This is a genomic window from Nocardia sp. CDC153, assembly GCF_035818515.1.
Taxonomy (GTDB): Bacteria; Actinomycetota; Actinomycetes; order Mycobacteriales; family Mycobacteriaceae; genus Nocardia.
Window position 1 is genome coordinate 105,001 of sequence record NZ_JAYKYU010000004.1, and the last position, 20,834, is coordinate 125,834.

Here is a 20,834-nt window from a genome sequence, read left to right on the forward strand (position 1 = left end):
AATGGCAACCGACGCTGCCGATATCGCTCGCCACCTGGAGTCGCCCGAGCATCGGCGTCGACGGCTGCGCCTGGGGATTCTGCTGCTGATCCTCGCGCTCACGGCGGTGGTGCTGGCGGTGCTCACCGCCGCCGGGACGGTCGACTTCCGTTTGGCCGCAACGGGTTCCAGCGGCCCCGGGGATCTGCGCCTGCCCGCGCGACCGGCCGCGGCGGTGCCCGCCGCGATCACGCTGGTGATAGCGGTCGCCCAGCTGTGGCGCGGTCTGTCCGGGCGATGGGCGGTCGCCGCCTTCGCGCTGTTCGGCTGTTCCTTCGTGATGGCCTTCATCTGCTGGGCGGCATCGGGCAAGCTGTTCCCGCTCACCAATCAGATCCAAGGCACGCTGGCGCTTTCCACCCCGCTGATTCTGGGTGCGCTGGCGGGGGTGCTGTGCGAACGGGCGGGCGTCATCAATATCGCCATCGAGGGCCAACTCCTGGCCGGGGCGTTCGCCGCGGCCATTGTCGCGACGGTGAGCGGCAGCCTGCTCGTCGGCGTGGTGGCCGCGCTGCTGGCCGGTGTCTTCGTGGCCTGGCTGCTCGCCGTCTTCTCGATTCGCTACCTGGTCAATCAGATCGTGCTCGGCGTGGTGCTGGTCGTACTCGCCACCGGCATCACCGGTTTCCTGTTCGACCAGCTCACCGCGCTCCCCGACGGCTCGGCCCGATTCAACACCCCGGGCACCCTCCAGCCCATCGCCGTCCCCGTGCTGTCCTCGATCCCGATCATCGGACCGACGATCTTCGACCAGACGGCCCTGGTCTACGCCATGGTCGTCCTCGTAGCCCTGATCACCTTCGTGCTGTACCGCACCCCCTGGGGCCTGCGCGTGCGAGCCGTCGGCGAACACCCCCGCGCCGCCGCAACCGTCGGCATCAACGTCCTGCGCATCCGCTACCAAGCAGTACTCGCGGCAGGCGTGATCGCCGGCCTGGGCGGCGCATACTTCACGATCGGCTCCACCGGCGGCTTCACCAAGGAAATGACAGCAGGCAACGGCTTCATCGCCCTGGCCGCCCTCATCATGGGCCGCTGGCACCCCCTCGGATCCACCTGCGCCGCCCTCTTCTTCGGCTTCACCAAGGCCCTCCAGGGCCAACTCCAAGTCCTAGCCACCCCCATCCCCACCGAAGTCCTACAAATGACCCCCTACCTCCTCACGGTGATAGCCGTCGCAGGCGCAGTAGGCCAAACCCGCCCACCCAAAGCCGACGGCGAACCCTATACAGCCGAATAGATCCCGAGATCGCGACGCAACTGGCGGATTTCGGCTCGGAGGCGACATCGCCGCCTCCGGCGTGATTCCGCTCTCGACGTAGCGACCGGCATCGTGATGTCGGTGCGGTGGTGCATAGTGCGGGTCATGTTCGCTGGATTGCTCAACATCAATTGGCCTTCGCTACAGCATGCCTACGGTCCGGCCGGAGATGTGCCGGAGATGCTGCTGGGCTTCGTATCGGACGATCCGTGCGAGCGGGAGATTGCCCTGGAGTGGTTCTCGGCGGCCGTGCACCACCAGGGCGATGTGTATGATTCGACGGTCGCGTGTTTGCCGTTTCTGTTCGAATTGATCACGGACAGTTCCATTGCGGACCGTGGGCCCGTGGCGCAGCTGCTCGTCTCCATCGGCACGTCCGCGAGGGCGAGAGTCCAGGGTGGCTCCGACACGTCCGCGAACTGCGCGCCATATGCGCAGGCACACTTGATAATCCAAGACCGCGCCGAGGACTTCGCGCCCCTGCTGGCGGATCCGGATGTCGAGGTACGATCGGCGGCCGCCGCGGCGCTGGCGCTGTTTTCGGCCGACACCGAACACGTGCTGGCATTGTTGCGGGGACGGCTGGAATCGGAGCCCGTGATCGAATGCCGCATCACGTTGATCCGTGCGGCTGCCGACATGGCTGCGCGCGCCGACACCGCGTCCGTTACCGACTGGCTGGGTCGGATCGCGCTTGCTGCCGACGATCCCGGCACTCGCCTAGCGGCGCTGGTCCATGCCATCCGGCTGGCACCCGAGCCCTGGGTCGATGATCTCGGCGCGAAAACCGTTGCCCTGCTGCAGGAGATCAGCGAATATCCCAGTTACACCGCCGCCCCGCCGGACGACCGACCGTTCACGCCGACCCTGTCCGGGATGCTGCGTGAGCTCGCTCCCAAACCGGCGGCCCGCGCTGACGCGTGGATCGGGGATCTCCTGTGCGAGTTGGACAATGCGCTCACCGGACGTACGGCCGATCGCATCTCGCTCCTCGAACATCGCCTGCACGACCCGGATCCGGAGCGACGCGTCAACGCGCTACGTCTGAGTGACCAGCTCATTCAAAGTTGGCGCGGATCGTTCGAGCATCTGATCGACATGATCGGTGGTCAGCTCCGTGCACCGGAGCGCGAGGTCCGCCATGCGGCGGCGGAAGCATTGTCGGACACCTACGGTCTCGCCGCGCCGGCAGCGGACGCCCTCGCCGAGCAGGTTGTCTCGGCCGGACCGGAATCGTGGTGCCACCCTGACGAGGAGATTCGAGCCCACTATCAGAGGATGTTGTGCGCCGTGGCCCGACTCGGCGACGCGCGGGCCGTTCCCGGAATGGTCGCGGCCCTCTACACCGGCCGCGATACCGGACGGCTCGTTCGTAGGTTGGGCGCGTACACCGCGCACCGCCGCGAGTTCGTCCCCGCTGTGTTGGAGCAGATCGCCGAGACCACAAGAGAACTCGGCGGTGGCGATGGCACGTCGCTCGACAACCTCCTCACGGCTGCTGGTTGCCTCGGCGTACACGAGGCGCTGCAGGACGTCCAGCGGATACTCGATGCCGCGATCCGAGCCGAGCACTACCCGATGATGTACAAGGCCTTGTACCCACTGAAATGCTTCGGCCAGGCAGCGGCAGCCGCGCTGCCGATGGTGATCGAGCTGATGTGGAGTCCGAACCCGAGTGTGGCACTGCGCGCGGCCGAGACAGCATGGTCGATCACCGGCGACAGCGACCTGGTCGTGCCGGTAGTGAGGTCCTGGTTCGGCACCGAGGAGGCGGATCAAGCGGCAGTGGTGGCCGGGAAAATGGGCGAGCAAGGTACACCGTTGGTCGAATCCCTGCTTCCCCTCCTGACATCGGACGAGCGGTGGAACCGGATCACAGCCGGGGAGGCGCTGGTCCGCATCACCGGGGAAGCCGAATTGGCGCTACCGGTTTTCGCGGCCGAGTGGCAAGAGCACACCCATGGGCGCGACACGATCGCCGAGTGTGTAGGCATGCTCGGTGCGGCAGCCGAATCGTTCCTGCCGCTGCTGCGCGATGAGCTGGCCGAGCCGCAACGCCTTATCGCGCGTGCGGGCTTTGCCATGTCCGGCTTTCTCGAGCGGGACGAAAAGCTAGTGACACTCTGCACTTCGGCCATCGCCCGAATCACGGCGCAGGTATAGGCACGTAACCGCCAGCGTGCCCGAGTCCAGACCGCGGCCTTCGCATGTCGCAACTTCAAGCATGTGGAACTCAGCCTGCGCGGCCAGAAATACGCGTATCGCATTGCGGACCCGCGTCCCAGTCTGCGCATCACTAACGTTCCGACTGCTTCTGTGAAAAACACTGGGGCCGTGGGGAGTTGGGGAAAACCGCGGGAAGGTGGCGAATGATGAGGGTGGACCAGGTGAGGTGGGTGAGCAGGGGTGCGACAACGCCGCCGGTTGCCCGGCGCTGCAGTCCGAAGACCGTGCCCATCAGCGCAGAGGCGAGGGCCAGGGCGGGGTTGCGGGTGGCGGTGGTGGTCAGGCAGTACACGCCGGTGGATACGGCGACCGGGCACGTGCCGGCCACGGTGTAGACCGGCCCCCGGAAGAACAGCTCCTCGCCTGCCCCGCTGACCAGCGCGATGAACAGCGCCCGGCCCGGCGGCGCCTGGTCGGCATAGCGCAGCACATCGGAGATCGCTCGGTTCAGAGTTGGAATGCGGCGGGCCACCAGCGCGCAACCGTAGAACACCCCGAACGCGGCACCGCCGATCGGCAGCGCGAACAAGGCACCCGACTTGTTCCCCAGCCGTGGCGGACCGAGGACCGTACCGCCCACCGTCCAGGCGGCGGCGGTCGCCAGGCTCAGACCGTAGAACGCTCGGCTGTCCGGACGCGCCGACAGCGATGCGCGCAATAGCCCGGCCCCGAGAACGGTGCAGCCGGTGACTGCGACGCGCCGCCACGATGCCACTGTCATGCGGCCTGCCGAGCCTTGGCCCGCTGGCCGAGCGCGCACAGCACCGCCTCGTCGTAATCCATCGGCTCGAAGGGCACCACGTCACGAATGCTGTTGTCGCGCACCACCGTTTCATTCGTCATCGATTCGACCAGCGAGCGGCCGGTGCGGGCGTCGACATCGGTCACCAGCGACAGCCAGAGCGCGGACAACCGGGGTGACAGGAGCGGGACCGGCACCACCACGAGCGGACGGCCCTCGATGGCCGCCAGGCGGCGGAGCATATCGCCGTAGGACAGGACCTCGGGACCGCCGATGTCGAAGGTGCGGCCCAGGGCTTGCGGCGCGTCCAGTACCCCGACCAGATAGCGGACCACGTCGGTGATCGCGATGGGCTGCGTCCTGACCCGAACCCATTTCGGGGTGACCATGGCGGGCAAATGCTCCACCAGCTGACGAGTCATCTCCCAGGAGATGCCACCGTGGCCGACGATCACGCCCGCACGCAGCGTGGTGACCGGCACATCGGCCGCCCCGAGCAGCCGCTCGACCTCCCGGCGGCTGCGCAGGTGTGGGGACAGGTCGTCGCGATCGTCGCCCAACCCACCGAGGTAGACGATCCGGCGCAGCCCCGCGTCGGCGGCAGCCCGGCCGAAATTCCGTGCTGCCTCGGCATCGCGCTGCTCGAAGTTCGGGTCATCGAGCGAATGCACCAGATAGTAGGCACTGTCGCACCCTTGCATCGCCTGCCGCAGCGAGGCGGGATCATCGACATCCCCGCGCACCGCCGTGCCAGCCCCCGAATATGACCGGGGCCGCCGTGTCATGGCCCGCACCGGATGTCCTGCCCGCTCCAGCCCCGGGCACAACCAGGTGCCGACGAACCCGGAGGCGCCTGCCACAAGCACAGTCATGCGAGATTCCTCTCCGCGAGCGATACGAGCGGAACCAAACGCGAGCTGGCTCGAACATAACCGACGTGCTGTACCCCGACCGCGTCAGGTCGACTCCCGTCGATCGACAGCGGGGTATTGCGTGAGGCACAGGCAGGTCTTGGTCAGGAATGGTCGCCTATGAGGCGTCTTCCGGCGATTCCGAGTAGCACCACGCCGATCAGGATGATGACCGCCGCCGCACCGGTCGAGTGGCCTGTCCAGTACCAGACGGCGCGAATCACGGCCAGTGCCAGGCTCGCACCGCCGCCGATCAATAGCACGGGCGAGCGGTCGGTGACGTACAGGGCGAAACTCGCCGCGGCGACGAGCAGGATCAGTGCTGCGACCCAAAGCCAGTCGTGATCGGTGAGTTCCGCGCCGATGACGCCGACAATGATGCCGCCCGCGTAGCCTGCCCAGGTGGGAACCGCCAGGCCGATTCGGGTGAGTCCCAACCAGATTCCGCCCATGACCAGGACAGCGATCCCGACCACGAAGCTCGGAGCGTGCGCCCAGGCGTCGAACATTCCGCCCACCGCCCAGGTGCCGAAGCTGACGGCGGCCACCAAACCCACCAGGGACGGCAGCGCCCAATATCCGGCAACGGCCACCACGGCCGCTAGGAGAATGGGCCACACCCAACTCCCGTCACCCTCTGCCACGCCGACCATCTCTGCGACGGACAGCGCCGCCAGCGCGAACAATGCCGCCGCGAGTCGATTTCGCGGGGTCCGTGCCGGAATGCGTTCGGCGAACAACTGTTTCGGCCCGGCCAGCGCCACACCGCCGAGCACCAGCAACGCGGTGACGAAGCTCAGCGCGAGCACTCGCCACAGCCGATTCACATGCTCCCAACCCGAATCCGTGAGCAGCACAACCCCGCTCAGCAGCAGACCCGCCCCCGCATACGCCGCGATCTCCGCGGCCAGCCGCCCCGCAGTCGGCCGCGCCCGCTCTCGCGCCAGCGCCGCCACCACGGCATCGCGTTGCGAAGCGGTCAAAACCCCTTCGTCGACCAGCCGCCCAAGGGCGACCCCCACCGCCTGATCATCAGTCATGCCTTCTATATCCGCCGCAGGACAGTTCGCGTAACCGACGCGGCCCTCGGTGGTTGGCCGCTGCGGCTTTCGCCGCGTCGGCGGACTCCCGTTCGGCAAAGCCAAAGACCCCGCCCGGAATTGGTCCGGACGGGGTCTGCGTCCCCCGGGCGAGGTTCGCCGGGCCTGCGCCGCCTATTTGGCGGGGGTGAAGGGCTGGTTGATGGTGGTCAACAAATCGTGCACAACGGACAGAGGTCTCAACTGGAAGCTGCGCCGAGATGCCTCGATTTCGACATGCGTCGGGCTCGGGTCATGAATCGCAAGTTCGTTGATGGGATGGGTGGGCAATGTCAGTCCCTGCGTGCCGCCGAACACCTCGTACCTCGTCGAACCGCTTGCCGCGCAGACCGAACCAGTCGGCGCGGGTGATCGAAGATCAACGGGCCGAGCCGATCTGGTACCGCCCGAACGCCCTGAAATGCCGAATGCCGGATGATTGGCTATTCCTCGCACTATTCCGAGCTGACCGGGCCGATTTGGCCAATTCCTCTGCGATAGTGTGGGATTGAGCCAGGTGACCGTATCGCTGGCCGGTTCCCGCCTCACTGGTTGGGGCGTTGCGATGTGCCGTCGAAGAGTCTGTCGAGGTAGTAATCGATCGCGGCCGCCACGGCGTCGGAATCGATGACGTCGAGGTCGAGAAGCGGAGTGAAGCCGGTCAGTGCGAGCAGGAGATTTGTCTCTATGACCGGATCGCGATCCGGTGGGATGTGGCCTTCGGTGATTGCTTGCTTGATCAGGTGTTCGGTCAGTGCTCTGCCGTTCCGGAGTCCGAGGCGGGCCCGTTCGTGCAGCTCCGGGTCGTGCAGTGCCTCGAGAGTGTAGGCGGCACTCATTCGGCTGGTGGCGCGGGCGTCCGCGTGGAGGGGGAGCATCTCCATGAGGGTCACGCGCAGGGCGTCTCGGGGGTGCGGGGGCGAGCCGAGTCGGTCGAGGCTTCGGGTGACGCGCTGCGAAGTCTGTTCGGAAGCGAACTCCATCGCGAATTCGAGCATCGCTGTCCGAGAGGCGAAATAGTGCTGGAGCTGGCCGAGGGAGACGCCCGCCTCGCTGGCGACCTCGCGCATCGTCGCCCGGGTCCAGCCTTGTTGTTCCACTACCCGCCACAGTGCGCGTGCGATGGTTTCGCGGCGTTCTCGGTGGTCGACCTGTTTCGGCAACGCGCATCCCTTTCGCTATAACCATACATCTGACATAATACGGGTGACTTGGAAAGGTGGCGCGAGTGACCAGCCGTTTCGAGGTGGGAGTGTGCGATGACCGCATTCGCCGACCCTGAGCTCGAGGCAGCATATTTCGCTGCCTACGACGCAGTGATGGCATATTGGCCGGTGCCGGCCGAGACGGTAGATCTTCCGGGGCGGTACGGAACGACACGAGTCACGTCCGCGGGCCCGACCGCCGCGCCGTCGCTGGTCCTGCTCCACGGGTACGGTGGCACGGCCGGAATGTGGTATCCGGTAGTTGGTTCGCTGGCCGAGGAGCATCACGTGCGAGCCGTGGACACCATGGGCGAGCCGGGCCGCAGCCGACATACCGGCGCTGCCTTGACCAGCATGGACGATCTCGTGGACTGGCTGGCGGAAACTTTCGATCTGCTCGGGCTACCGGCCGCCGACCTGTGCGGCCAGTCCCTGGGCGGCCACCTCGCGTTCCGGTTCGCGCTCGCCCATCCGGAACGGGTGCGGCGGCTGGTCCTGCTCGATCCTCCTCTAGTCTTCGCCAGGCTCAGTCCCGAGTTCGAAGCGTTGGGCCGAAACCGCGACCCGCACCCGACTTTCGAGGATGCCCGCGCGATGCTGGCACCGGGCGCCCCGGGCAGCGGGCCGGCCGATGTGGAGGCCTACCTCGACCTGCTCGCTCACGGAGCCGCTCACTTCCCGGCCTCGCCGATCGTTCATCCCCACCTGCCGGACGGGCTGCCGCACCTGCCGGTCCCGACCCTCGTCGCCCTGGCCGGGGCGAGCCAGGTGCATGACCCTGAGGAGGCTGCGGACGTCGCCAAGCGTGCCGGGGCGCACACGGTAATCCTCCCCGGCGCGGGCCACGGCCTCCTGGCCGACGTCGAACCTGTCCGCAGCCTCGTCGTCGAACACCTCCGGCGAAAGGACTCGCCGACCTGATACCGCGACAGCGAACCCTGTGCAGGGCCGATGGACCGCGGCAGTGCACGCCCGCGGCGACGACGCACTCACTCGTGCGCGCATGCTGGTCATGCCGGGGCCGGAACGACGGGCAGCTTTCTGTGCCGAGTTTCGGACGAGTGGATCTCACCGATGATTCTCGGCGAACAGAGGAGTCTGCACTCGGGTGAGGTAAACCGATTCAGGAGGCAGGGATGCTCAAAGACTCTCCAGCGTTCAGCGGGTTCTCGGTGGACGATATCAAGGCGGCACGGATCTTCTACCAGGACACACTCGGCGTTCCCGTCGAGGAGGCCGGGATGGGAAATCTGCTGTTGCGCACCGGCGGCGGGCGGGTGCTGGTCTACCCGAAACCCGATCACGAACCTGCGAGCTTCACCGTGCTCAACTTTCCGGTAGACGACATCGAGAAGGCTGTGGACGAACTCAACAGGCGCGGAGTGACATTCCAGCGTTACGAGTTCGCCGATCAAGACGAGCGCGGAATCCATCGCGGCGGCGGTCCGCTCATCGCATGGTTCACCGACCCGGCAGGCAATGTTCTGTCCGTGATCCAGGAGTAGCCAGGCGCCCATGCCGCGACCCGCGCGGTTCGGGACGGCCAAACGGTCTGCCCTGAAGATCGTTGGGGCCGACCGTTTCTGATCTCAAGCCCGCCCCCGGCAACGACCGGCCGCGCTGTCCTGTCGAGTTCCGTGCGCGATCGACCCGAGCGGGTATCGGCTGCGGTGTGTAGTTTCCCGGGTGTGAGCTCTGTAATGCAGGTGTACCTGGCTGATCTGGCCGCGCTGAAGGCGGCGGTCGGCTCGTCGGACACGGCCCTTTTCGATGCGATCACGGTGACGTGGCCGAGCGACAACGAGGCAAAGGACTCGTTGTCCGATCGCGAAGCGCTGCAAGTGTTGATCGACGGCGGGCCCTTCGAGCGAACGCAGCAAGGTCGATACTTCGCTGCGCTGGAAGCGATCTGCGCTCGCATAGGTGAGCACATCGACGATTTCACCTTCCACCACGGGGATCTGGACGAACTCGACGACGAATTCGATGTGCCAGAAGGGCTCAGTATCGAACGCTTCCTCTATGCGTGGTTCGATGAATTTCCCAGCCTGGACGGTGAGCGTGCAGGCGGGGGGCTACTGGACGAAGGACAAGTGCGCGAGAGCGCTGAGCCTGTGGGAGTCCGATGATCCCGACGACTTCGCCGAGTTGAACGAATCGACCCTAGAGGATCTCGACGGTACGGAGCTTTGGTTGATCGCGTCGAAGAGGTCCGGGCGAGACGTCGTCACGTTCTGGTAGAAGGTTGGTGGGAGGGCACCGCTACTTCGAGCTGGGGCAGACCCTTTTCCAGCCACTCCCGACACGGTGTCCGGTGGGAGGCAAGCCAGAAGAGAGCCACACCAATGACGACGGTGGGCAGCCGCATGAGAGAGCATCCCACCGGGCACCTGGACCAGATCCTGGCCGGGATCCGGCCCTGCCATCAAGTGTCTAAGTAGCCGCTGACCGGGCGGCCCCCGCTTGCCTGTCCGCTGTCGCTTAGCAGCGAAACCTCAATCAGAAACCGATAACGCCGGGCCGAAGGCCCCGCGAAAGAACGAGGCTAATTGATGTAGACCGTCTGATTCGGTACCCCCAGGACGACCTCGAGGGGCGACCCTGCTGCCTGATCCCTCGCGATGAAGACTGCTTGCCAATTGTTCCGATCCCAGGATTCCGTGCCGCCATTAGCCGAGACCGTAATGAAGGAACCGTCATCAGTTTCGTTGTCCTTGGCAACAAAGACGTTGATATCGCTTCCCGTGTTGTTTACGACTGTGATTTGGGCCATGTTCTTCTCCGCTCTCGCACATACTCAGATAAGGATGGCTGAAACGCATTGTGGCACAGAATAACTCGCTGCATGCTCGCCCGTCCGGGGAACGCATACACTCCATCCGAACAACGAACGATCGTGGATCGGATGTTCGAAGAACTCCCGAGGCGGGACACTGGGCCATCAGCCGGCAACGTCCGGCAGTGCCGCTGATCGCTCGGTTCAGGACGACTGCGGACCTGTCGGGCGAATGCTGAATGGAGTGCGGGCGAGATTGTGGCTGAGGGGCTTTCGGGCGGGCTGAAAAGGGCCTACTATCGGCCGTAGTAGTCGTGGATAGGGGGCGAGATGGACGGCATTGGCAATGCGGGCACTGCTGCGCAGACGATTTCGACTTTGGTGGGGCGGGTGGTGGAGTTGGGGGCGCGGTTCGCCAACAGTCGGGGGGTTTATTTGGGGCGACGTTCGACGAGGCTGCATGTGGCGTTGTATCGCAGGTTCGGTGGTCGGGTTGGTGGTCACCTTCCGGGGTGGCCGAATGCTCGGATTCTGTTGCTTGATCACGTCGGTGCGAAGTCCGGAGTGCGTCGGACATCGCCGGTGGTCTACTGCCAGGATGGGGACTCGATCGTGGTCGTGGCCTCGAAGGCTGGCCAGTCGACCAACCCGGCTTGGTTCCACAATCTGTTGGCCCATCCGGAGACTACGATTCAGATCGGTTCCCAGACTCGCCGCGTTATTGCGCGTATGGCGAGTAGCTCGGAGCGAGATGCGTTGTGGCCCAAGTGCTTGACGGCCTATCCAGGCTATGAGTTCTTCCAGCGTCTCGCGTATCCCCGCGTCATCCCGATCATGGTCCTCGAACCGATCATGAAGGCGTAACCCCGCGTCGGGAGGGTGGCGAAGACCTCGTCCGGGTTGGTGGGCCGGACGAGGTCTCTGTCCCCCGGGCGAGAGGTCGCCGGGATTGGGGCCGCCTATTTGGCGGGGGTGAAGGGCTGGTTGATGGTGGTGAAGTATTGGATGGCGGCGGCGATGGCTACCGGGGCCGTTACGAACAGTTGGCCGGCTATGGTGCCGAGGAAGCCGACTGCCGCGGCACCGGCGATGCAGCCCGCCAGGGGGCCTGCGCCGAACAAGGTGGCCAGGGCGCCGGTGAGGGCCAGGCCTACGGTGGCGCCGGCGAGGCAGCCGAGGGCTGCGCCGCCGAGGCCGCCCACGAGGGTGCCGATGGTGGCGCCGACGGAGATGGTGTCGCGCATGCGGCCCCAGGCGGCCTGTTCGCGGTCGTACTGGGTTTTCCAGGGGGCCTGGTCCTCGTAGGGGAGGGCGACCGGCTGGTAGACGGCGTGTGCCTCGTCGAACTGCGGGGTCAGGGTGGCGGTGTGGTCGGAGATGTCGGCCGCGATGGGGAAGACGAAATCGTCTACGCGGAAAGACAATTCGGTTCCGGCGAGCACGGTGCCGTCGGCGGCCTTGATTTTGAAGACGCCGTTCTCGACGGTCATGGACCCCGCGTCGGTGCGAACGACCGTGTTGGTGCCGGTGCTGGTCGCCGTGTAGTTCACGGCGGCGGGGGTGTCCGCCTGGGCCGTGCCGGTGGTGACGCCTGCGCTGATGCACAGTCCGGCCGCGAGCAGCGCGGACGCCGCAGCAGTTTTCCTCATCCTGTTTCTCTCTGCGTGTGGTTTGGTGGTGCGTCCCGTGTCACAGGTCGAGCACGAGAACATCGGAGAGCGCCCGGGACACGCAGGGCATCAACGTCCTGCCGTGGGCGCGTTCATCGGCGGTCAGCACCGAATCCCGGTGCTGCACTTCGCCTTCGAGGAAGGTGGTCTCACAGCTGCCGCAGGTGCCCTCGCGGCAGGAGGTGACGATCGCGACGCCCGCGCCTTCGAGGACGTCGACGATCGACCGGTCCGCCGCGACCGACAGCACCTGACCACTGTGCGCGAGCCGGACCTGGAAGGCGCGATCGACGGCATTGTCGACGTGCCGGGGCGTGAACCGCTCGGTGTGCACGGCGATTCCGCGGCGCGCGCCCTCGGCCTCGACGGCGTCGAGCAGCGGCGCGGGCCCGCAGCAGTACACGGCGGCGGTGGTGTCGGTGAGCAGATCCGCGATCGGCAGCAGCCCGGATTCGTTCTGCGCCACCAGATTCACCGACGAATAGCGGGACAGCTCATCGGTGAAGGACAGATGGCCGCGGGTGCGCGCGCCGTAGTGCAGACTCCACCGCGCCCCGGACCGCTCGGCCGCCGCGAGCATGGGCAGGATCGGCGTGATCCCGATCCCGCCCGCCACGAACAGGTACTCGTCATTGGGCACCAGCTCGAAATTGTTGCGCGGCAGCGATACTCGTAACGAGGTCCCGGGCAGCGCGGTCCGGTGCAAATGATCGGACCCGCCGCGCCCCGCCGGCTCGTGCAGGATCGCGATGCGCCAACGCCGCTCGTCGGCGGGATCCCCGCACAGCGAGTACTGTCGGACCCCAACGGTTCCCGCGTGCACGTCGATGTGCGCGCCAGGTGTCCACGGCGGCAGCGCACCGGCACCGGCCGCGGTCAGCTCGAGCGCGAAAACGCCCTCGGCCACATCCCGCCGGTCGGTCACCAGGACCGTCAGCTCGCTCATCGCATCCCCTCGTGGAGTCGGTGTCGAGCCCAACCCTGGTCGAGCGCGAGTGTCGATCGCGTGGCGGTTGCCCGAGTCGATTCGACCGATAGGCATTCACAATCGCCCCGCCGGTGTACACAGCCCCCGTTCGACACTGACCCCATGAGCGCTGTGGCGGAACTGGTCGAACGGACCAGAGCATTCGTGACCGAGCACGTGTACCCGGTGGAGCGCGAGGTGGTGGCCGGTGGCCGTGTCACCGACGACGCGCTGCGACTGGACCTGCAGAAGAAGGCCAAGGAGGCCGGTGTCTTCGGCCCGCTGTCCGATCCGCGCTACGGCGGACTGGGTTTGGACACCCGCGGTCAGGCGCAGGTGCTCGAGGCCGCGGGCGCGAGCCTGCTGGGCCCGCTCGCGGTCAATGCCTGGGCGCCGGACGACGGCAATATCCACCTGCTCGCCCATGTCGCCAATGAAGAGCAGCGGCAACGCTATCTGGCACCCCTCGCCTCGGGTGAGGTGCGCTCGGCCATCGCCCTGACCGAACCGGCCCCGGGCGCGGGCTCGGACCCGCGGATGCTGCGCACCAATGCCCAGGAGACCGACGACGGCTGGGTCATCAACGGGGCCAAGCACTTCACCACCGGCGCGAACGGCGCGGCCTTCACCATCTGCGTGGCCATGACCGCCGACGGCCCGACCATGTTCCTGGTCGACCGGGACAATCCGGGCCTGCGGGTGGGTCGCCGCATGCCGACTCTGGACCACACCAGCGCCCCCGGCGGCCACTGCGAGGTCGAATTCGTCGACTGCGAGGTGCCCGACGCCGCGGTCCTCGGCGAGGTCGGCCGCGGCCTCGAGCTGGCCCAGGTGCGCTTGGCCCCCTCCCGCCTGGTGTTCTGCATGAACTGGCTCGGACTGGCCGTGCGTGCCCAGCAGCTGACGGTCGAACACATCACGCGCCGTTCGGCTTTCGGCGTCCCGATCGCCGAGCACGGCATCGCCCAGGGCCTGGTCGCCGACAACGAGATCGATATCGCCGCCGCCCGCAGCCTGGTGCGTTCGGTCGCCGACACCATCGACACCTACGGCCCGGCCTCCCCGCAGGCCCGCCACGAGACCTCGGTGGCCAAAACGTTTGTCTCAGAGGCGGTCTGGCGAGTCCTCGACCGTGCCGTGCAGCTGCACGGCGGCCTGGGCGTGTGTGAGGACCACCTGGTGGCCCGATTCCTGATGGAGGCCAGGGCATTCCGCATCTACGAGGGCCCGTCGGAAGTACTGCGCTGGTCGATCGCCCGCCGCGTGCTGCGCGGACCCCGCTGAGCAACCGCCGAATCGGAAGGGAACGACATGACCAGAACGCTGGCCGGATTCGCCGCCGCCTACCCGAAATTGGACTACGACGCCATCGATTACGAGTACCTGCGCGCGGTCTCGCAGGCGCTGGTGCCGTTCGGCGGCCACGTCGGCACGCTCGTCACCGAGATCGGCCCCGAGCGGGCCGTGGTGGAGATCCCGGCCGTCGAACAGGTGCGCAACCACATGGGGACCGTGCACGCGGGCGCGCTGTTCACCGCCGCCGATATCGCCGGTGCCGCGGCCTTCGTGGGCGCGGCCGCCGAGAAGCTGTACACGGTCGAACGGTTGGTGCTGCGCGGCGGCACCGCCTCGTATCGCAAACCGGCCGTGGGCCGCATCCGCGCGATCGCGACCGTCGACGGACCCGAACTGGCCGTGATTCTCGCCGCCGCCGAGTCCGCGCGCTTCGAACTGTCGGGCAAGGCGTCGCTGCTCGACGACAGCGACGTGGTGGTCGCCAAGTTCACCTTCGACTATGTGTGCGATGTGACCATCGCCGGAGCCGAGGCGTGATGACCACCGCGACACCGGAATCCCGTTCGGAATTCAGCACTTTGGAGTCGGTGCGGGTCAAGCCCGCCGCGGGTATCGCCTTCACGGTGCGCTTCCTGCCCGCCGAGCGGGCCGACGCGCCCGTCGTGCTCATCCTGCCCGCCATGGCGATGAAGGCGAAGAACTACCTCGGCCTCGCCAAAGCGCTGCATGCCCAAGGGCTTTCGGTCGCCACTTGCGATTTGCGTGCCCACGGTGAGGCGACGCCAGCCCTCGGCGAGCACACCGACTTCGGCTACCGCGAAATGATCGAAACCGATCTGCCCGCCATCGTCTCCGCGGTCGAGCAGCGCTTCCCGGGCGCGCCGATTCACCTGTTCGGCCACAGCCTGGGCGGCCAACTCGCCCTGCTGTTCTCGGCGGCGGAGTCCGAGCGGATCGCGGGCATCACCGTCATCGGCACGGGCACCGTCTTCTGGTGGGCCTTCGGTCCGCGCCGCTGGTGGGAGGCGCTGAGCCAGATCCAGTGGATCGGCCTGGTCTCCCGCGTGCGCGGCAGCTGGCCCGGCGGCGTGCTCATCCCCGCGCCCATGCCCGGCGGCGTCATGATCGACTGGTCGGTGCACTCGCTGACCAGCTACTACCGTCCGCGCGGCAGCAAGCGCCGCTACAACTCGCTGCTGGCCGCCATGCAGCTCCCGGTGCTGGTCATCTCCCTGTCCGAGGACGTGCTGGGCCCGAAATCCAATGTGGACTTCCTGGTTTCGCGCATGCCCGCCGCACAGGTGACGCAGTGGCACATCGACGAGAACTCGGACATCGAGAACCGCGACCACTTCCTGTGGGTCAAGGACGCACCCGCCATCGCGACCGGCGTGGCGCATTGGATCACGACCGGCACCGCGCCGGTCTGAAGGAGAGACGTGGCCCGGCTGCAGATCGACACGGTGTCGAAACGATTCGGCACCGACTACGCCGTGCGCGAGGTGAGCCTCGATATCGCCGACGGTGAATTCCTGGTGCTGCTCGGACCCAGCGGCTGCGGCAAATCCACGCTGCTGCGGATGATCGCGGGGCTGGAGCAGCCGACGTCGGGGCGAATCCTCCTGGATGGCAACGACATTACCGATGCGGCTCCGCAACGGCGGGACCTGGCCATGGTGTTCCAGAGCTACGCGCTCTACCCGCATCTGTCGGTGGCCAAGAATATCGGCTTCCCGCTGCGCGCCCGCCGCCGCTCGCGTGCCGAGATCGCCCAGCGGGTGGGGGATGTCGCGGGCATACTCGAGCTGTCGGCGCTGCTGGAGCGTCGCCCGGCCGCGCTCTCGGGCGGTCAAAGGCAGCGAGTCGCCTTGGCACGGGCCATGGTTCGCGATCCCGGCGCGTTCCTCATGGACGAACCGCTGTCGAACCTGGACGCCAAGCTGCGCAGCGCCACCCGCGCCGAACTGATCGGGCTGCACCGGCGATTGGGAGCCACATTCCTCTACGTGACCCACGACCAGGTCGAGGCCATGACCATGGCGACCCGCATCGCGCTGCTCAATGCGGGCAGCGTCGAACAGGTCGGCACGCCGGAGGAGCTCTACGACCGACCGCGCACGGCGTTCGTCGCCGGATTCCTCGGTTCGCCGCCGATGAATCTGTTCGCGGCCGAGGTGATTTCGTGCGACGGTGAGCTGCGGGTGCGTGCCGACGGCATCGACGCCGCCCTCGGACTGACCGCCGAATCCGCGGAGGTCACACCGGTTCTGGCCGGAATCCGCCCCGAGCGTCTGCGCCTCGATCCCACCGCGTCCGCCGTGCGCGGCCGCGTGAGCATGGTCGAGAACCTCGGCAGCGAGGAGCTCGTGCACGTCGGTGCGGGGACCGTGGAGCTGTGCGTGCGCACGCCCCGCCCGGCCGGAGTCGCCGTCGGTGAGGACATCGGCCTGCGCGCCGATCCGGCCGACATCCACCTGTTCGACCCCGCCTCCGGTTTGAGACTGACCTGGCAGGAGCCGGATTCGGCCAGCCCGGCCGTGCCGGAAGTCGAACGCGCGGCCTCGGTCGCCTGAACTTCGATCACCACTCGATGAGGAGAGAACTCGTGAAACGCACCGTGCCCGTCCTGGGCCTGGTGTTCGCCGCCTGCCTCGCGCTCACCAGCTGCGGGCTGGGCGGCACCACCGCCACCGAGACCACCGTGACCTCGCAGGTCCCCGAACTGGGTCCCGACCAGAAGGTCTCGATCGTCTTCGAGTCCTACAACTACGGTCTCGCGGGTGCGTGGACCGACACCTTCAACGCCCTGATCGCCGACTTCTCCAAGAAGTTCCCCAATATCAAGGTGACCGCGCAGAAGCCGCAGGGCAACAGCCCGAACCCGGCCAGCGACACCATCTCCAGCATTCAGAACCAGATCGTCGCGGGCAGCCCGCCCGATGTCGCCCAATTGGGTTTCAGCGACCTGGATTTCACGGTGCACCAGCTCGGCGCGAAGCCGCTGGACACGCTGTTCGGCAAGCAGGCCGTGCAGGCCAACTTCGACGGCCAGCGCTTCCACTACCACCCCCGCGCCCGCGTGCTCGACGACTGGGACGGGCACACCTACGGCGTGCCGTTCGTGTTCTCCACCCCGGTGCTCTACTACAACGCCAGCCTGTTCACCGCCGCCGGACTGGATCCGGCCAAGCCGCCGCTGACCTGGGCGGAGGTGGCCGCGGACGCCAAGGCCATCAATGCCAAGACCGGTCAGGGCGGGGTCTACGTGGATTGCCTGACGAAATCGGCGAAGGACTGGTGCTTCCAGTCGATGGTGCGGTCCAATGGTGGCCGCGTCATCTCCGAGGACCGGCACACCCTCACCTACGCCGATGCGCCGAGCATCGAGGTCGTCAAGATGGCCCAGGATCTGGTCAACTCCAACGCGATGCCCAAGCTGGCGCAGAAGCAGGGCTACGAGGCGTTCGCGCGCGGTGAGATCGGCATGATCCTCGAGACCAGCGCCATTCAGGGCACGTTCGTGGCGGGAGCCAAGGACAAGTGGGACCTGCGCGCCGCCGCCATGCCGCGCTTCGACGACAAGCCGCCCGTGCCGACGAATTCCGGTGCGGGACTGCATATTCTGACCAGCGATCCGGCCAAGCAGCGCGCCGCCTGGGAATTGATCAAGTACCTCACCAGTGAGGAGTCCTACGTGCAGATCTCCAAGAACATCGGCTACCTGCCGCTGCGTTCGGAAATGGTCACCGACACCTCCGTGCTGGGTGCCTGGGCGTCCCAAAACCCCTTGCTGACACCGAATATCGCGCAGCTGGCCACCATGGAGCCGTGGGTCTCCATGCCCGGCAACGACTATCTGCAGATACGCGACGGCATGATGGACGCCGTCGAGTCGGTCGTGTTCCAGGGCAAGGATGCCCAGTCCACCCTCACCGCCGCCCGCACCGAGGGCGCCAAGCTGCTGCCCGCGTCATGAACGAACTGACTCTGGTGCAGCTCACCGACACCCACATTCGCGCCGCCGGTGAGCAGGTGCTCGACGCCGTGGACACCCATGCGGTGCTGCTGGGGGTGCTCGAGCGGCTGCGTGGCAGCGGGCGACGCATCGACGCGCTGATCCTGTCCGGTGACCTGTCCGACAATGGTTCGCCCGAGGCGTACCGGCGACTGCGGGACGCGGTCGAGCCGGCGGCCGCCGAACTCGGTGCGCGGGTGCTGTACGTGATGGGAAATCACGACGAGCGTGGCGCTTTCGGGGTGGAGTTGCTCGGCCTCGAGCCCGGCGGTGACGGCGGGCCGCACGATCGGATCGTGGACGTCGACGGGTTGCGGCTGATCGGCATGGACACCACCACGCCGGGCCGTCACGACGGACGACTGGAACCCGAGCAGTTGGCGTGGCTGGCCGAGGAATTGCGGCGGCCCGCCGAGCGCGGCACGCTGCTGGTGTTGCATCACCCGCCGCTGCCCTCGGCGATTCCCGCCGCGGAATTCCTGAAGCTGCAGGACGCCGACCGGCTGGCCGAGGTGATCGCGGGCAGTGATGTGCGCATGATCCTGTGCGGACACAACCACATGACCGCCGCGGCCGCGCTGGCCGGTGTCCCGGTCTGGGTGGGTCCGGCCCTGGCCTATCGCATCGACGCCATGGCTCCGGCCGGACGCCAGCAGGCGTATGCCGGTGCCGGGTTCACGCGCCTGGATGTGCTGGGCGACACGGTGATCGCCACCGCCGTGGAGGCGATTCCGGTGCATCGGATCTATGACAAGTCCGATACCGAGGTGCAGGAGCGATTGTCGGCGCTCGCGGCGGAAGCCGGGTAGCCGGTGTTCGTCACGATCGAACGCGCGGACGCGCCGCCGGTGCTGGCCCCGGCCCCGGAGGTGCGTGCGCGTCGTGCGCTGTGGGGGCGGGTGCGGCGGGGTGCGGCACCGTACCTGTATCTCGCGCCCGCGGTGTTCCTGCTGGTGGTGTGGACGTATCAGCCGCTGGCGCAGGCGGTGCAGCTGTCGACCTACTCGTGGAATCTGCTGCCGACTCAGCCCCTGCGGCCGGTGGGGATGGCCAATTACGAACGGCTGGTGGATCTTCCGGCGTTCTGGGCGTCCGTGCGCCGCACCGGGGTGCTGATCGCGGGACTGCTGCCGTTCACGGTCGGGCTGCCGGTGCTCATCGCGCTGGCCAGTCGGCGCGTGAGGGAGCGGGCCCGAACCGTCTATCACGCACTGATTTTCGCGCCGTTCCTGGTCGCGCCCGTGGCGGCGGCGGCCGTGTGGCGTTGGCTGTTGCATCCGCGCACCGGCTTCGTCGACGGTGTGCTCGGGTCGCAGCGCAACTGGGTCTACGACGCCGAGACGGCGCACTGGGTGATCATCGGCATCACCGGCTGGCAGCTGCTGGGCTTCGCGGTGCTGGTGGTGTGGGCCGGATTGGCCGGGATCAGCGGCGATTACGACGAGGCGGCCCGGGTGGACGGTGCGAGCCCGGCCCAGATCCGCCGTTGGATCACCCTGCCGCTGCTGTCGCCGACCCTGCTCTTCCTGGTGCTGACCACAGTTTTGCTCAGCCCCACACTGACATTCCCGCTCATCGACACCATGACCCAGGGCGGCCCGGCGCAGGCCACCACCAACATCTACTACCTGCTCTACGAGTACGCCTTCCACAGCTTCGACGCCGGACTCAGCGCCGCGGCGGGCGTGCTCATGTTCGCCGGATTCGGGGTGCTGGCGGCGGGTCTGGTCTGGATCTCGGAAAAGGTTGCCTTCCACGATGATTGAATCACCGCTGTGGGATCGGCTGCGGTCCGCCGGTGGCCACGTGCTGCTGGCGGCCACGTCACTGGTGTGCGTGTTCCCGATCTACTGGCTCTTCGCCACCGCCCTGCGCCGCCCCGAGGACGTGACCTCGCTCTCGCCCCTGCCCTGGCCGATCTCGCTGTCGAACTTCTCCGACGCGGCCCGACAGGTCGACATCACCGGTCTCATCGCGAATACCTTTGCGATGGCGACACTCTCGGCACTAGGCCAGCTGCTGATCGCGCTCTTGGCGGCCTATGCCTTCGCCATCTACACCTTCCGATTCCAGCGCCTGCTCTACCTGGCGTTCGTCGGCACCTGGCTGGTGCCCTTCCAGGTGACCATGCTCCCCAACTACATCCTGCTCACCCGACTGGGCCTGCTGGACACCGTGATCGGTGTGGTGCTACCCACCCTGTGCTCGGCCCTGGCAGTACTGCTCCTGCGCCAACACATGGCCGCCTTCCCCAAGGAACTGGTCGCCGCCGCCCGCATCGACGGCCGCGGCAGCTGGTCCATCCTCTGGACGGTAGTGGTCCCAAACCTCCGACCGGCCTTGGCGGCCTTGGGAATCCTGCTGTTCATCAACGCCTGGAACGAATACTTCTGGCCCGCCGTAGTACTCCGCCGCTCCAACGGCGTCCTCCAACTGGGCCTACGTAGCTTCATGGGCACCGAGGGCGACCAATGGGGCCCCATGATGGCCGTCGCCGGCCTGGCCTGCCTCCCAGTCCTCCTGCTCTATCTGCTGTTGCAGCGGCACATCGTGAACGCGTTCGTGCGTTCGGGTCTCAAGTGAGAGCACTCGGTGTGCAAATCCAGTTGCGGGGGTTCGGTTCGGTGGCCACTGTACCGCCGGGTAG

General features: G+C 67.0%; 21 protein-coding genes. 14 read left to right on the plus strand and 7 right to left on the minus strand.

All coding sequences use genetic code 11. From position 1 onward, the window contains the following. Position 1: 1 nt before the first annotated feature. Both VMT65_RS22970 and VMT65_RS22975 read left to right on the plus strand, forming a co-directional pair. Positions 2-1,279, plus strand: coding sequence for an ABC transporter permease (locus VMT65_RS22970; RefSeq protein WP_326310430.1), 1,278 nt, complete (start codon positions 2-4; stop codon positions 1,277-1,279). 126 nt (positions 1,280-1,405) lie between these two features. Continuing rightward, positions 1,406-3,463: a hypothetical protein gene (locus tag VMT65_RS22975; protein ID WP_326310431.1), complete on the plus strand. Its 2,058-nt coding sequence runs from the start codon at positions 1,406-1,408 to the stop codon at positions 3,461-3,463. 133 nt (positions 3,464-3,596) lie between these two features. Here VMT65_RS22975 and VMT65_RS22980 read toward each other — a convergent pair whose 3' ends face one another. The 4 genes from VMT65_RS22980 to VMT65_RS22995 all read right to left on the minus strand — a co-directional run bounded on the left by VMT65_RS22980 (position 3,597) and on the right by VMT65_RS22995 (position 7,421). Beyond that, a complete protein-coding gene (locus tag VMT65_RS22980; RefSeq protein ID WP_326310432.1) occupies positions 3,597-4,247 on the minus strand; it encodes a CPBP family intramembrane glutamic endopeptidase in 651 nt (216 codons plus the stop codon). Beyond that, on the minus strand, positions 4,244-5,140 hold the full coding sequence (locus VMT65_RS22985; protein WP_326310433.1) for an NAD(P)H-binding protein: 897 nt from the start codon (positions 5,138-5,140) through the stop codon (positions 4,244-4,246). Before VMT65_RS22985 ends, VMT65_RS22980 begins: the two co-directional genes overlap by 4 nt. A gap of 143 nt (positions 5,141-5,283) precedes the next feature. Next, on the minus strand, positions 5,284-6,219 hold the full coding sequence (locus tag VMT65_RS22990) for a DUF2157 domain-containing protein (protein WP_326310434.1): 936 nt from the start codon (positions 6,217-6,219) through the stop codon (positions 5,284-5,286). 584 nt (positions 6,220-6,803) lie between these two features. Continuing rightward, on the minus strand, positions 6,804-7,421 hold the full coding sequence (locus VMT65_RS22995) for a TetR/AcrR family transcriptional regulator (RefSeq protein ID WP_326310435.1): 618 nt from the start codon (positions 7,419-7,421) through the stop codon (positions 6,804-6,806). Positions 7,422-7,517: 96 nt separating this feature from the next. Between VMT65_RS22995 and VMT65_RS23000 the strand changes: the two genes are divergently transcribed. From VMT65_RS23000 to VMT65_RS23010, 3 genes are all read left to right on the plus strand, one after another. Beyond that, positions 7,518-8,384, plus strand: a complete 867-nt coding sequence (locus VMT65_RS23000) for an alpha/beta fold hydrolase (RefSeq protein ID WP_326310436.1) — start codon at positions 7,518-7,520, stop codon at positions 8,382-8,384. Between the two features lie 215 nt (positions 8,385-8,599). Further along, positions 8,600-8,968, plus strand: a complete 369-nt coding sequence (locus VMT65_RS23005) for a VOC family protein (protein ID WP_326310437.1) — start codon at positions 8,600-8,602, stop codon at positions 8,966-8,968. Between the two features lie 195 nt (positions 8,969-9,163). Next, positions 9,164-9,592 carry a DUF7691 family protein gene (locus tag VMT65_RS23010; protein WP_326310438.1) on the plus strand — a complete coding sequence of 143 codons (429 nt, stop codon included), beginning with the start codon at positions 9,164-9,166 and terminating at the stop codon, positions 9,590-9,592. Positions 9,593-10,008: 416 nt separating this feature from the next. On the opposite strand, the gene VMT65_RS23015 is transcribed toward VMT65_RS23010, so the two are convergent. Continuing rightward, the gene (locus tag VMT65_RS23015) at positions 10,009-10,236 is read right to left on the minus strand and encodes a hypothetical protein (RefSeq protein ID WP_326310439.1); all 228 of its coding nucleotides are present in this window, start codon (positions 10,234-10,236) and stop codon (positions 10,009-10,011) included. A 333-nt stretch (positions 10,237-10,569) separates the two neighbouring features. Here VMT65_RS23015 and VMT65_RS23020 point away from each other — a divergent pair, with 333 nt between their 5' ends. Next, positions 10,570-11,103 (plus strand): nitroreductase/quinone reductase family protein, encoded by a 534-nt coding sequence (locus VMT65_RS23020; RefSeq protein ID WP_326310440.1) that lies wholly within the window; start codon positions 10,570-10,572, stop codon positions 11,101-11,103. Positions 11,104-11,198: 95 nt separating this feature from the next. Here the strand turns inward: VMT65_RS23020 and VMT65_RS23025 are convergent, their stop codons facing one another. Next, a complete protein-coding gene (locus tag VMT65_RS23025) occupies positions 11,199-11,888 on the minus strand; it encodes a hypothetical protein (RefSeq protein WP_326310441.1) in 690 nt (229 codons plus the stop codon). Between the two features lie 40 nt (positions 11,889-11,928). Further along, positions 11,929-12,855, minus strand: coding sequence for a PDR/VanB family oxidoreductase (locus VMT65_RS23030; protein ID WP_326310442.1), 927 nt, complete (start codon positions 12,853-12,855; stop codon positions 11,929-11,931). A gap of 144 nt (positions 12,856-12,999) precedes the next feature. On the opposite strand from VMT65_RS23030, the gene VMT65_RS23035 reads away from it, so the two are divergent. From VMT65_RS23035 to VMT65_RS23070, 8 genes are read left to right on the plus strand one after another with little or no spacing between them, the layout of a single operon-like run. Continuing rightward, positions 13,000-14,160: an acyl-CoA dehydrogenase family protein gene (locus VMT65_RS23035; RefSeq protein ID WP_326310443.1), complete on the plus strand. Its 1,161-nt coding sequence runs from the start codon at positions 13,000-13,002 to the stop codon at positions 14,158-14,160. A 27-nt stretch (positions 14,161-14,187) separates the two neighbouring features. Then, the gene (locus tag VMT65_RS23040; RefSeq protein ID WP_326310444.1) at positions 14,188-14,709 is read left to right on the plus strand and encodes a YiiD C-terminal domain-containing protein; all 522 of its coding nucleotides are present in this window, start codon (positions 14,188-14,190) and stop codon (positions 14,707-14,709) included. Then, positions 14,709-15,602 carry an alpha/beta hydrolase family protein gene (locus VMT65_RS23045; RefSeq protein WP_326310445.1) on the plus strand — a complete coding sequence of 298 codons (894 nt, stop codon included), beginning with the start codon at positions 14,709-14,711 and terminating at the stop codon, positions 15,600-15,602. Before VMT65_RS23040 ends, VMT65_RS23045 begins: the two co-directional genes overlap by 1 nt. A 9-nt stretch (positions 15,603-15,611) precedes the next feature. Beyond that, complete coding sequence (locus tag VMT65_RS23050; RefSeq protein WP_326310446.1) at positions 15,612-16,745, plus strand: ABC transporter ATP-binding protein; 1,134 nt, start codon at positions 15,612-15,614, stop codon at positions 16,743-16,745. Positions 16,746-16,777: 32 nt separating this feature from the next. Beyond that, positions 16,778-18,148, plus strand: a complete 1,371-nt coding sequence (locus tag VMT65_RS23055) for an ABC transporter substrate-binding protein (protein WP_326310447.1) — start codon at positions 16,778-16,780, stop codon at positions 18,146-18,148. Further along, on the plus strand, positions 18,145-18,996 hold the full coding sequence (locus VMT65_RS23060; protein WP_326310448.1) for a metallophosphoesterase: 852 nt from the start codon (positions 18,145-18,147) through the stop codon (positions 18,994-18,996). Before VMT65_RS23055 ends, VMT65_RS23060 begins: the two co-directional genes overlap by 4 nt. A gap of 3 nt (positions 18,997-18,999) precedes the next feature. Next, positions 19,000-19,953: a carbohydrate ABC transporter permease gene (locus VMT65_RS23065; RefSeq protein WP_442790294.1), complete on the plus strand. Its 954-nt coding sequence runs from the start codon at positions 19,000-19,002 to the stop codon at positions 19,951-19,953. Further along, positions 19,946-20,770 carry a carbohydrate ABC transporter permease gene (locus VMT65_RS23070; RefSeq protein WP_326310449.1) on the plus strand — a complete coding sequence of 275 codons (825 nt, stop codon included), beginning with the start codon at positions 19,946-19,948 and terminating at the stop codon, positions 20,768-20,770. Before VMT65_RS23065 ends, VMT65_RS23070 begins: the two co-directional genes overlap by 8 nt. The last annotated feature ends 64 nt before the right edge of the window (positions 20,771-20,834 follow it).

What these genes read in the sequence shown, in the direction of transcription:
- VMT65_RS22970 (WP_326310430.1), top strand. Translation starts at nt 2, where the DNA reads ATGGCAACCGACGCTGCCGATATCGCTCGCCACCTGGAGTCGCCCGAG.
- VMT65_RS22975 (WP_326310431.1), top strand. Translation starts at nt 1,406, where the DNA reads ATGTTCGCTGGATTGCTCAACATCAATTGGCCTTCGCTACAGCATGCC.
- VMT65_RS22980 (WP_326310432.1), bottom strand. Translation starts at nt 4,247, where the DNA reads ATGACAGTGGCATCGTGGCGGCGCGTCGCAGTCACCGGCTGCACCGTT.
- VMT65_RS22985 (WP_326310433.1), bottom strand. Translation starts at nt 5,140, where the DNA reads ATGACTGTGCTTGTGGCAGGCGCCTCCGGGTTCGTCGGCACCTGGTTG.
- VMT65_RS22990 (WP_326310434.1), bottom strand. Translation starts at nt 6,219, where the DNA reads ATGACTGATGATCAGGCGGTGGGGGTCGCCCTTGGGCGGCTGGTCGAC.
- VMT65_RS23000 (WP_326310436.1), top strand. Translation starts at nt 7,518, where the DNA reads ATGACCGCATTCGCCGACCCTGAGCTCGAGGCAGCATATTTCGCTGCC.
- VMT65_RS23005 (WP_326310437.1), top strand. Translation starts at nt 8,600, where the DNA reads ATGCTCAAAGACTCTCCAGCGTTCAGCGGGTTCTCGGTGGACGATATC.
- VMT65_RS23010 (WP_326310438.1), top strand. Translation starts at nt 9,164, where the DNA reads ATGCAGGTGTACCTGGCTGATCTGGCCGCGCTGAAGGCGGCGGTCGGC.
- VMT65_RS23015 (WP_326310439.1), bottom strand. Translation starts at nt 10,236, where the DNA reads ATGGCCCAAATCACAGTCGTAAACAACACGGGAAGCGATATCAACGTC.
- VMT65_RS23020 (WP_326310440.1), top strand. Translation starts at nt 10,570, where the DNA reads ATGGACGGCATTGGCAATGCGGGCACTGCTGCGCAGACGATTTCGACT.
- VMT65_RS23025 (WP_326310441.1), bottom strand. Translation starts at nt 11,888, where the DNA reads ATGAGGAAAACTGCTGCGGCGTCCGCGCTGCTCGCGGCCGGACTGTGC.
- VMT65_RS23030 (WP_326310442.1), bottom strand. Translation starts at nt 12,855, where the DNA reads ATGAGCGAGCTGACGGTCCTGGTGACCGACCGGCGGGATGTGGCCGAG.
- VMT65_RS23035 (WP_326310443.1), top strand. Translation starts at nt 13,000, where the DNA reads ATGAGCGCTGTGGCGGAACTGGTCGAACGGACCAGAGCATTCGTGACC.
- VMT65_RS23040 (WP_326310444.1), top strand. Translation starts at nt 14,188, where the DNA reads ATGACCAGAACGCTGGCCGGATTCGCCGCCGCCTACCCGAAATTGGAC.
- VMT65_RS23045 (WP_326310445.1), top strand. Translation starts at nt 14,709, where the DNA reads ATGACCACCGCGACACCGGAATCCCGTTCGGAATTCAGCACTTTGGAG.
- VMT65_RS23060 (WP_326310448.1), top strand. Translation starts at nt 18,145, where the DNA reads ATGAACGAACTGACTCTGGTGCAGCTCACCGACACCCACATTCGCGCC.
- VMT65_RS23070 (WP_326310449.1), top strand. Translation starts at nt 19,946, where the DNA reads ATGATTGAATCACCGCTGTGGGATCGGCTGCGGTCCGCCGGTGGCCAC.